Here is a 14,275-nt window from a genome sequence, read left to right as displayed (position 1 = left end):
GCGGCGGAGCTACGGCGTCGTCGAAAAAACCGCCCCTAATCGGCGAGGTACTCGCGGTTATACATCTCAATGGGGCGCTGCTCGCCGCGCCAGAAACGCTCACCCACGGTGTACAGAACCGGCAGAACGCTCAGCCACCACGGGTCGAAGGGCAGGCGAGTTTCCATATTCATTTGCTCGTCCATGTGGAGGATCGGCTGAGCCTCAAACGTCCCCTCAACCTGGCCCACGTAACGCGCGGCGAAACGGCCAGATTCGAACTGCCGATCGATCTCCTCGAATGCCGTATCCACCAGTTTGACGGCCAGGCTACGGTCGTAGGGGCTAGGCTCCCCGCCCTGCTGCTGGTGGCCAATAATATTCGAGCGGACGTCGAACAGGTCCCCACCCTCTTCCTCGAAAATGTTCTGCAAAAGCTCGGTGGTGTAGTACTGCGAGGCGTCCTCATTACGAATCACCAGGTAGAGGGTCCGGGTTCCCTGGAAGGAACGGATCATGCGCTGGCAATCATTGGTGAGTTGCTCGAGGGTAATCCCCAACTCGTTGAGGTACACCTGCTCGGCGCCGGTGGCGATACCGCTCATAAGCGCCAGGTAACCCGAGCGTCGGCCCATGGTTTCTACCACGAAGCATCGATTCGTTGCCGAGGCCGATTGGCGAATCGCGTCAATTGCGGTGACGTTTGTGTTGAGCGCGGTGTCGGTGCCGATGGTCAGATCCGCGCCCGGCAGGTTGTTGTCGATGGTGGCCGGCACGCACACGATCGGGATATCGAAAGCGGGGTAGCGGTGGCGCTCCTGGGTGAGGTTGAGCGTTGCCTCGTAGCCCGCCAAGCCGCCAATAATAATGATCGCGTCGATTTCGTTGGCCTCAATTGAGCGCGCCAGCGAGAAGTATTGGTCAATTGAGGGGGTGGCGCGGCGGGTGCCGAGTTCCGCTCCACCTAGGCCAGCCCAGGAATCGACGTCCATCCACTTCAGCTCGCGCACATCGCCATTGATAAGGCCCGGGAAGCCGCCCTCAATACCCAGCATGGTGTAGCCGCGGCTAATTCCTAGGCGCACCGCGGCGCGTGCTGCCGGGTTCATTCCCGGTGCCAGGCCGCCCACGTGCATAATCGCCACGCGCGGGCTTCGTCCATCGGGGCGCGCGGCCGGCTTGGGGAAGGGCGCAGAAAGAATCTCAAAGAGTTCAATCATGCGCTTGTAGCCGCTACCGCGGGCGCTGACGGCCGCCTCATAATCCCCGTTTTCCAGGTATTCGGCAACCTTCTGCGTTTTTGCCACCGACTCCACCAGGGGCAGGCGCTGCAGCCCGTTATTGCGGATCCCAATAATGCAGGATTCGTCTCCGGGATGCATTTCCATCAGTTCGACGGCGGCGGTGTACCCGAGCAGGGTGGGCATCCAGCGGTCGTACGCCGAGGGAGTGCCGCCGCGCTGCACGTGGCCGAGGGCGGTAATACGCGGAGATTCCTTTAGTCGCTCGTCAATGGCCTGCTGAATACGCTGGGCTGTAATGCGCTCGCCGTGGCGATCTTCGCAGCCCTCCGCCACAATAATGATCTGCGCGCGGCGCCCGGCTTTCCGCCCTTCCGTGATCTTCTTGCACATCTCGTCTTCCCAGCCATCTTCGGGCGGAAACTCCGGGATGATCACGTAGTCGGCGCCGCCGCCAATAGCGGCTTTCAGAGCCAGGTAGCCGCACCGGCGTCCCATTACTTCCACAATGAAGGTGCGCTGGTGGGAAGCGGCGGTGGAGGTGATGGCGTCAATTGCGTCGAGGATGCGGTGGAGGGCGGTGTCCGTGCCCACCGTCATATCCGAACCTACCAGGTCGTTGTCAATTGAGCCGACGACGCCGACCACCCGCAGTTCGGGATGGGCCGCCGCCTCTTCTTCCGTAATATCGCCGGATTCGACCAGCTCGGAAAGAAACTCGGGCCACCGCTCATGGAAGATATTTGCACCGGTGAGCGAGCCGTCTCCACCAATGCAAATGAGGCGGTCAATGCCGGCTTTGATGAAGTTCTTGGCCGCCTCGCGCTGGCCTTCGCGCTCGCGGAACTCCTTGGAGCGGGCCGAACCAATGACGGTGCCACCCTTATCGAGGATCGATGAAGCGTTTCCCCACACCACCGGTTCGATGAAATCTCCGCCGGCGATAGCGCCTTTCCAGCCCTCGTGGATCACGAACGGCTGCGCCTTCGCTTGTAGCGATGTGCGAATGGCGGAGCGGAGAACCGCGTTCATGCCCGGCGCGTCGCCACCCGAAGTGAGGATCGCCAGCTTGGGGCGATCCAGGTGAACGATCCCCGGCCCGGAGAGTTCTGCCACCGTAGGTACGTTTTCCTTGGACGAGTTGCTTTTCCGAATCGAATCCAGATCTGTCATGGCTCCACTCCTTGCTCTCTTCTTCTTTGATTCTCGCAAACAACCGCCCCGAATGGGAACGCGAATTATCGATGGAAAGCGAAGCGACGCCCGGCAGGCCCGGGAATCCGCCGCCTTTGCCTACTAAGATAGAAGCGATACATATCTTCAGTGTGGAGGAATGATGGAAAAACCAATCGATCCGACGAGCACGGCCGCCTGGTCCAAGCTCGTAGAGCTGTTTTCGAACTTCGACGCGGATTTCGCCGGCTGGTTCAGCGCGGATCCGAAACGCGTTGAGACCTTCACGTACACGGCTGGTAGCTTGCACGTTGATCTCTCAAAGTCCTACCTCACCCCCGAGGTTCGTGATGCGCTCCTCCAACTCGCGGAAGAAACGCAGGTCTTTGACCGGCGCGATGCCATGTACGCGGGCGAACACATTAATGTGACCGAGGATCGCGCGGTTCTCCACACCGCACTGCGCCGCCCAGCTGACGATGAGCTCACGGTGGATGGGCAGGACGTGGTTGGTGATGTACACGAGGTGAAGAACCGCATGTACGACTTCGCTCGGCGCGTGCGCTCGGGTGAGTGGAGGGGCGTGACAGGCAAGCCGATTCGTACCGTGATCAATATTGGTATTGGCGGTTCGGACCTGGGCCCGGTCATGGCCTACGAGGCGCTTAAGCCTTACGTGAAGGACGGCCTGGAATGCCGCTATATCTCCAATATCGATCCAACCGATGTGGGGGAGAAGCTACGCGGGGTGGACCCGGAAACGGCGCTCTTTATCGTTGCCTCCAAGACGTTCACCACGCTGGAAACCCTCACCAATGCCCGCCAGGCACGCGCGTGGTTGCTTCAGCAGCTCGCCGCCCGCGGAGTTGAGGATGCCACAGCCGTTGCCAAACATTTCGTGGCCGTTTCCACCAACCTGGAGAAGGTGGCGGAATTCGGGATCGAGCCGGAAAACGCCTTCGGTTTCTGGGATTGGGTAGGCGGCCGGTACTCGGTTGATTCTGCCGTGGGGCTTTCCCTTGCGATCGCCATTGGGCCGGATAACTTCGACGACTTCCTGCACGGCTTCCACCTCATCGACCAGCATTTTGCGAGCGCTGATCCCGCCGAGAACGTGCCGCTTCTGATGGGCCTGCTCAATATCTGGTACGTGAATTTCTTTGGAGCCAAGACCCACGCGGTTTTGCCCTACTCGCAGTACCTGCATCGTTTCCCGGCCTATCTGCAGCAGCTCACGATGGAATCCAACGGAAAGCGCGTGCGCTGGGACGGTACTCCGGTAACGACGGCGACCGGTGAAGTCTTCTGGGGCGAGCCGGGCACCAATGGCCAGCACGCCTTCTACCAGCTCATTCACCAGGGAACGCAGCTGATCCCGGCCGATTTCATTGCATTCGCGAATCCTACCTACGCCCTGCGCGACGGCGAAGCCGATCAGCACGAGCTTTTCCTCGGCAATTTCTTTGCTCAGACGAAGGCCTTGGCTTTTGGCAAGACGGCCGATGAGGTTCGTGCTGAAGGCACGCCGGAGGAAATCGTCTCGGCGCGGGTCTTCCCCGGCAATAAGCCCACGGCGTCGATTATGGCTCCGGCGCTTACCCCTTCGGTTCTTGGCCAGCTCATTGCCCTCTACGAACACATCACTTTCACTCAGGGTGCGGTGTGGGGAATTGATTCCTTCGACCAGTGGGGAGTGGAACTTGGCAAGCAGATGGCAAAGGATCTCGGACCGGCGATTGCCGGCGACGAGGCGGCCCTCGCCGAGCAAGATCCTTCCACCAAGGCGCTTATCACCTACTACCGCAAGCATCGCCAGTAAATAGGGAGCGCGCTGGCTTCAACCCTAAGGGCCTCGACGGGAAACCCTTTCCGTCGAGGCCCTTGCGTGTGCGTCCTTGCCGCGCGTCGAGAATTATCTAGTGCGAAGAGATGATTTCCCGAATTGAATCTACGTTCTGAATAAGGGTCTCCAGCGGGGTGCGAAATGCCAGCGCCGAGATGCTAATTGCGCCGGGGGTCCTATCGATACCACGTATTGCAAGCGGGACCGCGATGCAATTAATTCCCGGCTCGTTTTCCTCTCTATCGAGGGCGTACCCGAGGCGCTTGATTTCTTGGAGCTCATCCCACAGCGCGCTGACGGATGTGATCGTATGCTCCGTTCTTGCCTCAAAAGTACGCTGGCCCACGATCGCTTTGAGGTCTGCCAGCGTTTCTGCTTTTCTTGCTAGAAGCAGTTTTCCTACCGCGGTGCAGTGCGCGGGATTTGCTCCGCCAATCACGGAAGTGAGTTTGACGGAACGGCCGCGTGGATCGGCTTTCGCTCGATATATAACCTGGGTGCCTTCCAATATCGCATAGTGGGCTGTTTCCCCGAAGCGGGCTACTAGGTCTTCGAGGATGGGCTCCACCAGACGGTTGATGGGTCGAGCTTCCGCATAGGTGAAGGCTAGGCGTAAGAATTCATCGCTTAATTCGTATTTTCCGTATCTGGGACTGGTTGCGAGTCCAGCTTTGACCAGAGATGCAAGCGAACGGTGAACGGTAGAGCGAGGAGCATTTACGAGTTTGGCCAGCTGGTCGAGGGTGCTTCCTGCTGGCTCGTTCGCCAGCAGTATGAGGAGGGCAAGCACCCTCTCGGCGCCCTTGGGGGACTCGCCCAACCGGTCCGCTGAAAAAATACTTTGCGAGCTCATGCCACCAGGCGAATTTCCACCGTTAAGGACCATTATTTTCCTTTCGCTTTCGCAAACTCCATCGACAGTATCAATTATCGCTTGCCAGGTGGGGGAGTGGCCCAAATGAATCATATTTACGCAACACTCGGGTTGTTTAAATGTATTTCCGTTGCCACTCCGTTGTTCTCGTAATAATCTCAGGTTAAATTCCAATAGATGGTTACCGATTCCAATAATCGGAAACTAGCATTTCAATGGTGAAAGGAAAGAAATGGCTGGCGTAAGTCTCGGGGTTCTTCCCCTCACGGCCGCAGCGACCGCGGGTGCGGGTCAGCTTGTTTTGGCGGCATTGCTGGGTATTGCCCTCATTATTCTGCTCATTACCGTGCTCAAATTACACCCCTTCCTCTCCCTCCTTTTTGGTTCGTTTGTGATGGCCTTGGTGGCGGGAACTCCGCTGATTGACGCTTTTTCTTCGTTCACGAAGGGACTCGGGTCAACCGTGGGCGGTGTCGGCATTCTGATCGTCCTCGGATCCATGATTGGTGAGTTGCTTATCCGATCAGGCGGGGCGGACAGGATTGTAGAAACAATTATTTCTGCCGCCGGAGTTAAGCGTTTGCCATGGGCGATGGCTCTGATCGCGTTCATTATTGGAATTCCGCTCTTCTTCGAAGTCGGTGTGGTTCTTATGGTGCCCGTGATTATGATGGTGGCTCGCCGAACCAAGCAGCCGATTATGCTCCTTGCTCTTCCCGCGCTTTCCGGTCTGGTGGTGCTGCACTGCTTCGTGCCGCCACACCCCGGCCCGCTTATCGCAATTGATACTCTGGGCGCGAACCTGGGCCTCACACTTGGTATTGGCCTTCTCATTGCCATTCCGACCGTTATCATTACCGGTCCGCTTATCGCTCCGCGTATGGCGAAGATAGTTTCCAATCACGCGCTTAATGAATCTCGTGACGAAGAAGCTACCACGTATGAAAATCAGCCGGGCTTTGTTGCTTCGTTGCTTATCGTCCTCATTCCAGTTGCCCTCATGCTTCTTCACTCCATCTTCGAGATTGGCGGGTGGCAGATCGCAGGGCTAACAACCGTGGTGGCTTTCTTCGGTCAACCTTTGGTCGCGCTTTTGAGCGCGGTTATCTATGGAATGATTGTCCTGGGACTATTCCGCGGTAAGAGCTTCTCGGACGTTTCGAATATTATTGGCGGATCTTTTGCGCCGGTCGCATCTGTTCTACTCATTGTGGGCGCCGGCGGTGGATTTAAGCAGACTCTGGTCGATTCCGGAATTGCGGACGTCATTGGCGGATGGCTCGCTTCTCTGCCTATCTCTCCGCTTCTGGCGGCCTGGCTCGTTGCAGTCTTCATCCGCGTCGCCACTGGTTCTGCCACCGTAGCAACGATCACCGCGGCTGGAATTGCGGCACCGCTTGCCCTCGAAATGGGATCGGTTGAGCTTGCTCTCATGGCTCTAGCGATTGGTGCCGGCTCCACGTTCCTTTCCCATGTTAACGATGCTGGCTTCTGGCTTATCAAGGAGTACTTCGGATTGTCGGTTGGGCAGACCTTCAAGACGTGGTCCGTGCAGACTTGCCTGGTTTCGGTCCTTGGAATTATCTGGATTCTCCTTATTCACCTCGTTATCTAGTCGGTAGCGAAGAAAGGTATAAAAATGTCTGCAAAGTTTTTATCCCCCTCAATTACGGCTTTTACTGAGTCAAGGGATGTCGACGAGAAGGGGTGCCTCAGTCAGTGGCAACGCCTTATCGAAAACGGAGTTGACGGTCTTCTCATACTTGGTAGCATGGGCGAGTTTTTTGCTCTCACGAGCAAGCAAAAGCGCCAACTTATCGAGCTGGCAACGAGCCAATTGGCGGGAAAGACGCATCTTATGTTCGGTACCGGATGTAACGGCGTCGAGGAAACTGTGGAGCTTTCGAATTTCGCATTTCAAAAGGGGGCGGATAGCGTCATCCTGATCGCCCCGTATTATATGGCGCTCTCGGAGGACGATCTTTTTGCCCACTTCTCCTCGGTCGCTCATCGTGTGTCCGGTCCGATCTACCTCTATAATTTCCCGGCCCGCACGGGAAATCCGATCACTGCGAGCTTGCTCGTGCGGCTTCTGGCGGAGAACGAAAACATTGTGGGGATCAAGGACACCATTCCCGATGTTGCTGGCACGAGAGCGCTAATGGCCGCAATCAAGGAGGAACGCCCCGGGTTCGAGTTCTTCTCCGGTATGGATGAAAACTTCTTCCACAATGCTCTCTCGGAAGGAGCGGGTTGTATTGCTGGCCTCTCGAACGTATTCCCCGAATTGACGTCAGCGGCGGTAAGAGCTTTCGCAAACGCTGATTTCGGTGGAATGTCAGAGATTCAGCGAGCGATAAACGAGGCGTCGGGCCTCTATAACATCGTCAGTTTCTTCCCCATGGCAATCAAAGAGGCTACTCGCCTCAGGGGCGTGGCTATCGAGCCCTACAGCGCAGCAACGCCTACCGTACTTTCCTCGCGGGAACGCGAGCAGGTGGTCGCCGTTGTCCAACGGGTCGAAACTCTCCTGAACTCCATCAACTAGGAACGCATTAGGAAATCAACATAGGCAGGGATTTCAGTGTCTTTAGATCAAATCTACAAGCAGCAAGATGATGAGTTCTACCAAGTTCGAACTCATGTGAAAGGGCCGGAGGGGAAACTTCCGCTCTCCAGTGATCAGCTCCGTAACTCGCCGTCTGGTGAGCTATTCTCTCTTACCCAGGGTGTAGGAATGGGTTGGAGCCCGGAGGAGATCAATCGCGACGACGTCATGATTTTCTCGACCTTGGGCGGAATGCGCCGCGAAGACGGCACACCGACCGCTCTGGGTCTCCATACCGGCCATTTTGAACTTGGGATGCTCGTTGAGGCAGCCGCAAATCAACTGGCTGAGGAGGGCGATGTACCCTACGCCACCTACGTGTCTGATCCGTGTGACGGACGTTCGCAGGGAACCGTGGGTATGTTCGATTCGCTCCCGTATCGAAACGACGCGTCTATTGTGATGCGCCGCCTGATTCGTTCTTTGCCAACGCGTAAAGCGGTTATGGGGGTTGCCTCGTGTGACAAAGGGCTTCCCGCTACCATGATGGCTCTTGCGGCTCAGCACGATACGCCGACGATTTTGGTTCCTGGTGGTGCTACGCGCCAACCCACTAAGGGTGAGGATCTAGGGACGATTCAAACTATTGGTATTCGTTACGCGGCGGGTGAGATCGACCTCGACTATGCCTCGCTCGAAGGGTGCCGCGCCTGTGCATCTGGCGGGGGCGGATGCCAATTCCTCGGCACCGCGGCTACTTCGCAGGTGGTTGGGGAGTCGATGGGCCTCGCCCTGCCGCACTCGGCCCTCTGCGTTTCCGGAGAGCCGATCTGGAAGGACTTGGGAACCTCTTCGGGCCGTGCGCTTCATCTCCTGAAGGAGAAGGGGATCTGCACTCGTGATGTCATCACCGATAAGGCGATTGAGAACGCCATGATTATGCACGCCGCCTTTGGTGGCTCAACGAACCTCCTTCTTCATCTAACCGCTATCGCTTATGAGGCGGGTTGCAAGGTCCCGACCGTGGATGATTGGTCTCGCATTAATCAAATCGTGCCGCGCATTGTGTCTGTTATGCCCATCGGGCCGGCTATGTTCCCCACGGGTGTGGTGTTCATGGCGGGCGGTGTTCCCGAGGCAATGCTCAAGCTACGTAGCTTGGGGCTTCTCCATGAGGATGCTCTAACGGTTTCGGGTCAAACGCTAGGCGAGAACCTCGACTGGTGGGAGAAGTCTGATCGGCGCCGCCAGGTTCAAGAGCGTCTGCGGACCAAGAACCATATTGATCCGGGCGACGTTATTATGGATATCGAGGTTGCTAAGGAGAGGGGTCTGACCTCTACAGTTACCTTCCCGAAGGGCAATATTTCGCCCGAAGGGTCCGTGGTCAAGTCGACGGCTATCGATCCTTCGGTGGTTGATCCAGACGGCGTCTTCCGTCAGACGGGACCCGCGCGAGTATTTGCATCCGAGAAGGCCGCCATCAAGGCGCTGAAGGATGATCAGATCAAGGCGGGCGACGTGATGATTATTGCGGGTGTCGGACCGCGCGGAACAGGTATGGAGGAGACATATCAGCTCACCTCTGCCCTCAAGCAGTTACCGTACGGAAAGCATGTTTCACTAATCACCGATGCGCGTTTCTCCGGGGTGTCTACCGGGGCATGCTTCGGGCATGTTGGCCCGGAGGCTCTGGCTGGGGGACCAATTGGGAAGATCCAAGAGGGAGATCTTATTGAAATCGTGGTCGATACCGTGAATCTTGAGGGAAGCCTCAACTTCATCGGAAGTGAAGCGGAGCCGCTCACTTATGAAGAAGCGGCAGAAGCTCTTGCCAGCCGGCCCTCAAATCCGGATCTGCATCCGGACCCCGATCTGCCGGAGGACACCCGTCTTTGGGCGGTTCTGCAGGACGTTTCTGGTGGCATCTGGCGAGGATGCGTCTATGACGTAGACCGAATCGTGGAGACCCTGGAAGCGGGGAAGGCTGCATTGGAGGCTAAACAGTAAATTCCACTCTTCGGTTCTAGAAGTCGCGGCGGGTAGAGCAAAAGCTCTACCCGCCGCTTTTATTTGGGGCGTGCGGCAGGCATAGCGAGCCTGGCGCGGGCGGTCGGCATAGCGCGCGGGGAATGGTGGAATTAATGCGTTCCTAGATATCAGGGTTGATCTAGGGCGCGCGTTGGGCGTAGCCGCACCCGCGGCTTGCGCGAAAACTTGAATAGTTATGTACATAGTTTGAAGTCTGTCACAAAAAAGCGTGAAGGGTGTGTGCCTACGCTGAAGTAGGTTACGGTTGCGTAAAGTTACGGTCGGGTGACTAGTTAGGGGGAGCCATGAAAAACACTCCGATTCGCGAGGCGCAGGATGAATTCCCGCAACTCGCGGAAGTTAGCGGTGATGTGCTTTTCACCGAGCTCACGGGATCGACGCAAGATGACCTCGCGGAGTTGTGGACGCGCGCGGATTCGGGAGTGGGGCACGCGAGCGTGCTCATTGCCGATCACCAATCGGCCGGCCGCGGGCGGGTGGGACGCCATTGGTTCTCCCTGCCCGGCGGTTCCCTCCTCATCTCGGTCGTTATTGAAATCCCCGCCCGGCTGCGCGAGCAGGTGGGTTGGGTGACGCTGGCGGCGGCCGCCGCGGCGCGCCAAGCGCTAGCCGACTTCGATATTCCCGCGCTTATTTCCTGGCCGAATGACATCGTCCTGCATCCCGGAAAGCCGCTAAAGATGGCCGGAATCATTGGCGAAATCGCCGGGGAGCGCGAGGGCGTTCTGGGAACCGTGGTGGGAATGGGAATGAACTTGCGTATTCCCGCTCATCAGCTCCCCACCCCGGTTTCTACTTCGCTGGCTGCGGAAGGTCTCCCGGTACCGGAACGCGACGCGCTTGCGGCCGGGTATGTGTCCGGGCTGCTCTCCCGCATGGAGGGGTTAGTGAGCGCCGGAAATGCGCAGGAATCCGGGCTAGTGGGGGAAATTAACCGCTATTGCGAAACCCTGCGGGCGGGCGTCGTCGTCAATCGACCTCACTCCACCCCGGTCAACGGAACTGGCGTGCGGGTGACGGCAAACGGCGGGCTCACCCTGCAGACCGCAGACGGCACGGTGACAGTGACGGCGGGCGAAGTATCCATGATCGAAAGTATTTGATGACAATCTCAAAAATTCTTGTTGCGAACCGCGCCGAGATTGCCGAGCGAGTCATTCGCACGGCCAAGGATATGAATCTGAAATCGGTGGCGGTGTACGCGGATTCTGATCGCGAGGCGCGGTTTACCCAGATGGCAGACTCGGCCTACGCGCTACACGGCGCAACGTATGCCGAAACCTACATGAACAGCGAGAAGCTCATTGCGCTCGCGCTGCGCTCGCACGCTGATGCGATCCACCCGGGTTACGGTTTTCTTTCCGAGGACCCGGAGTTCGCGCAGGCGGTAGCCGAAGCGGGGCTGATTTGGATTGGCCCCAACCCGAGCGTGCTCAGCCGACTGGGCGATAAAATCCAGGCGCGCCGGCTAGCAGAGTCGGTGGACGTTTCCCCGGTGCCGGGCCTTTCCGAGCCGGTTTCGGGGCGCGCTGCGGTGGACGATTTCGTTTCCCGCTTCGGTTTCCCGATTGTGACGAAGCAGGCCGACGGCGGTGGCGGGCGCGGTATCACCGTGCACAATAATGCCGCGGACCTAGATCGCTTCTTCACAATTCACGGCGAGGACCTCGGGAACTTTTTCGTGGAGCGTTTTATTCGCACCGCCCGGCATATTGAAACCCAGTCGGCGCGCGATACGCACGGTAATTTCGAGGTGATTTCCACCCGCGACTGCTCGGTGCAACGCCGCAACCAGAAACTCATTGAAGAAGCCCCCGCGCCCGCGTTGCCCGGAGATTCCGAAGAAACGGTGCGCGAATGGTCGCGTCGGCTTTTCGAGGCCGTGGATTACACCGGGTTGGGGACCTGCGAGTTTTTGGTCGAGCCCGATGGGCGAGTGAATTTCCTCGAAGTCAATCCGCGCCTGCAGGTGGAACACACGGTCTCCGAGGAAGTCTCGGGGATTGACCTGGTACGCGAGCAAATCCGTATCGCCAACGGCGAGGATCTGACCCCGGTCGGCGTCCCGCGCGCCCATAGTTTCGAATTCCGCATTACCTGCGAGGATCCGGCCAACGGGATGGTCCCTTCCACCGGCGTGATTCGCCACCTGCGCTGGCCGGAGGGCCACGGGGTGCGAATCGAATCCGGGATTGAGGAAGGCGACGAGGTGACGGCCGGTTTTGACCCCATGCTCGCCAAGCTGATCGTCACCGCACCGGATCGCGAGCAGGCCATTTCCCGCGCCCACCGGGTGATTGCAGAAACCCAAATCCGCGGGGTTGCCACGCCTCTTTCCCTTTACGACGCCGTTATTGCCCGGCCAGAGTTCGCCGCGCACGCCCCCTCAACGCGCTGGTTTGAAGAAAGGATTTTGCCCGCGTATATGGAAAGCGCCGCGCGCGAAAGCGTCCCCTCCGAGCTCCGCACCGACGCGGGCGCCGAGGGTAGCGGAGCAGAGCCTAACGAGCTGGAAGATCTGCACAGTTTTGTGATCGAAGTGAATGGCAAGCGCATGCAGCTTTCGCTTCCCACCAGCCTGGTGCGCACCGGCGGGGTAGCCGCCCGGCGCGCTCTACAGCCGCGCCGCGCGGTGAGCGCAAATCGCCAGGTGCAAGCGGCAAATACTCATTTCGTGGATGCCAATGGCACCGTGAATTCGCCCATCCAGGCAATTGTGGTGCGCTGCGTCGTCGAACCTGGAAGCAGGGTTACGAAAGGCGACCTACTCGTGGTTCTCGAATCAATGAAAATGGAAAGTTACGTCAACGCGCCCGCCGACGGCACGGTGGCGGAAGTGCTGGTGGAAGGCGGCCAAAACGTGGCGGCCTTCCAACCGCTCCTCCGGATAGAGGCCGCACCAGCCAGCAATCAACAAACCAGTGAGGAGATTTAGTTGTCTCTGACTAATTTGCGATCCATGCACGAGTGGCAAACGCTTGATACCACCGCGCGGGAGATTGACCGCGGCTCCTTCGCGGAATTTGAAACCGACATTTCCCAGCGGGCCGAGGAAAAGGCGCGGACGCGCCAGCACAAGCTGGCGAAAAACACCGCCCGGGAGCGCATTGATATGCTCTGCGATCCCGGTTCGTTCCAAGAAATTGGGCGCTTCGCCGGCGGAAATATTGCGGACGGTTTTAGCGGCTGCGCGGTGGTGACCGGAATTGGCACCATCGACGGCGCGCACGTGGCCGTCTACGCCCAGGACTTCTCGGTCTCCGGCGGAACGCTGGGAGAGGCCGAAGGGGATAAAATCCTGGCGCTGATGGATAAAGCCCTAGCGCTGCGCATTCCGATCGTCTCCATGCTCGATTCGGGCGGCGCCCGGATTCAAGATGGCGTGGTGGCACTTTCCCAGTACGGTCGGATTTTCAAGAAGACCATTGAGGCGTCCGGCATCGTCCCGCAGATTTCCTGCATCCTCGGGCCGTGCGCGGGCGGAGCGGTGTACGGGCCAGCGCTCACCGATTTCGTGGTGATGACGAAAGACAACGCCCACATGTTCGTCACCGGCCCGGACGTGGTAAAAGCGACGACGGGGGAGGACGTCTCCTTCGATGATTTGGGCGGAGCCGAACTCCACTCCTTCCAGTCCGGTGTAGCGCATTACCTGGCCAGCGATGAGGAAGACGCGCTCGACTACACCCGAACCCTGCTGCGTTATCTTCCCCCGCATTGCGATGCTCCGGCGCCCGAATGGGATTATATTGAAGGCCCAGAAGATGCCGCGGCGGCACGCGAACTGCCCAGTCTGGTGCCCGAATCTTCCAAGCAGTCATACGACATGGTGAATGTGATTAGCCATATCGTCGACTATGGCGAGTTCGTGCAGGTGCAAGAGTTCTTTGCCCCCAATATTGTGGTGGGATTCGCGGCCCTGGATGGCCAGTCGGTAGGAATCGTCGCCAATCAACCGCTGTGCGACGCCGGCACGCTGGACGTTGACGCCTCGGAAAAGGCCGGCAGGTTTGTGCAGTTTTGCGATGCCTTCAACGTGCCGATAGTGACGCTGGTGGATGTGCCGGGATATCGGCCCGGAACCGCCCAGGAGCAATCCGGAATTATTCGCCGCGGCGCGAAGCTGATTTGGTCCTACGCCAATGCCACTACCCCTCTGGTGACGGTTATTTTGCGGAAGGCCTACGGCGGGGCATACATCGTCATGGGCTCGAAATCCCTGGGCGGAGACGCTAACTTTTCCTGGCCGGGTGCCGAGATCGCGGTGTTGGGTGCCGACGGCGCCGTCGCGATCACCGGACGCAAACGCCTGAAAGAAGCCGCCAGCAACGGGGAAGACGTGGCGAGCGTACGTAAGCAACTTGCCGATGAATACACCAGGAAGAACGTCAACCCCTACCTGTCCGTGGCGCGCGGAGAACTCGACGCAATTATTTGCCCGGAGGAAACCAGGGCCCGGTTAGTGACGTCATTGCGAGTGTTGCGTTCCAAGAACGCCGACCATCCCGGCGAGCGCCGGCACGGGAATATCCCCATGTAGTTGCGGGAATAACGCCGCGTAGCGC

At 58.6% G+C, this 14,275-nt stretch carries 9 protein-coding genes; 7 read left to right on the top strand and 2 right to left on the bottom strand.

Annotated elements, in window-relative coordinates:
- Positions 1–35: 35 nt before the first annotated feature.
- Positions 36–2,393 (bottom strand): 6-phosphofructokinase, encoded by a 2,358-nt coding sequence (locus BN2664_RS03665; protein WP_007001561.1) that lies wholly within the window; start codon positions 2,391–2,393, stop codon positions 36–38.
- Positions 2,394–2,556: 163 nt separating this feature from the next.
- Between BN2664_RS03665 and pgi the strand changes: the two genes are divergently transcribed.
- Positions 2,557–4,212: a glucose-6-phosphate isomerase gene (pgi, locus tag BN2664_RS03660; protein WP_007001562.1), complete on the top strand. Its 1,656-nt coding sequence runs from the start codon at positions 2,557–2,559 to the stop codon at positions 4,210–4,212.
- 97 nt (positions 4,213–4,309) lie between these two features.
- Here the strand turns inward: pgi and BN2664_RS03655 are convergent, their stop codons facing one another.
- Positions 4,310–5,089 carry an IclR family transcriptional regulator gene (locus tag BN2664_RS03655; RefSeq protein ID WP_051014176.1) on the bottom strand — a complete coding sequence of 260 codons (780 nt, stop codon included), beginning with the start codon at positions 5,087–5,089 and terminating at the stop codon, positions 4,310–4,312.
- 253 nt (positions 5,090–5,342) lie between these two features.
- Between BN2664_RS03655 and BN2664_RS03650 the strand changes: the two genes are divergently transcribed.
- From BN2664_RS03650 to BN2664_RS03625, 6 genes are all read left to right on the top strand, one after another.
- Complete coding sequence (locus tag BN2664_RS03650) at positions 5,343–6,725, top strand: GntP family permease (protein ID WP_007001564.1); 1,383 nt, start codon at positions 5,343–5,345, stop codon at positions 6,723–6,725.
- Between the two features lie 24 nt (positions 6,726–6,749).
- The gene (locus BN2664_RS03645; RefSeq protein ID WP_007001565.1) at positions 6,750–7,658 is read left to right on the top strand and encodes a dihydrodipicolinate synthase family protein; all 909 of its coding nucleotides are present in this window, start codon (positions 6,750–6,752) and stop codon (positions 7,656–7,658) included.
- Positions 7,659–7,694: 36 nt separating this feature from the next.
- The gene (locus BN2664_RS03640) at positions 7,695–9,668 is read left to right on the top strand and encodes a YjhG/YagF family D-xylonate dehydratase (RefSeq protein WP_007001566.1); all 1,974 of its coding nucleotides are present in this window, start codon (positions 7,695–7,697) and stop codon (positions 9,666–9,668) included.
- Between the two features lie 326 nt (positions 9,669–9,994).
- Positions 9,995–10,813: a biotin--[acetyl-CoA-carboxylase] ligase gene (locus tag BN2664_RS03635; RefSeq protein WP_007001567.1), complete on the top strand. Its 819-nt coding sequence runs from the start codon at positions 9,995–9,997 to the stop codon at positions 10,811–10,813.
- Positions 10,813–12,645 carry an ATP-binding protein gene (locus BN2664_RS03630; protein ID WP_007001568.1) on the top strand — a complete coding sequence of 611 codons (1,833 nt, stop codon included), beginning with the start codon at positions 10,813–10,815 and terminating at the stop codon, positions 12,643–12,645. The genes BN2664_RS03635 and BN2664_RS03630 overlap by 1 nt, the downstream gene beginning before the upstream one ends.
- Positions 12,646–12,669: 24 nt before the next feature.
- Entirely contained in the window at positions 12,670–14,250 is a 1,581-nt protein-coding gene (locus BN2664_RS03625) for an acyl-CoA carboxylase subunit beta (RefSeq protein ID WP_040317019.1), read from the top strand.
- Positions 14,251–14,275 lie beyond the last annotated feature (25 nt).

The organism is Actinobaculum massiliense, from assembly GCF_001457435.1.
In the GTDB taxonomy this organism is placed as follows: domain Bacteria; phylum Actinomycetota; class Actinomycetes; order Actinomycetales; family Actinomycetaceae; genus Actinobaculum; species Actinobaculum massiliense.
Note: the sequence above shows the minus strand (reverse complement) of the source record. Positions and strands in the feature narration are given on the sequence as shown.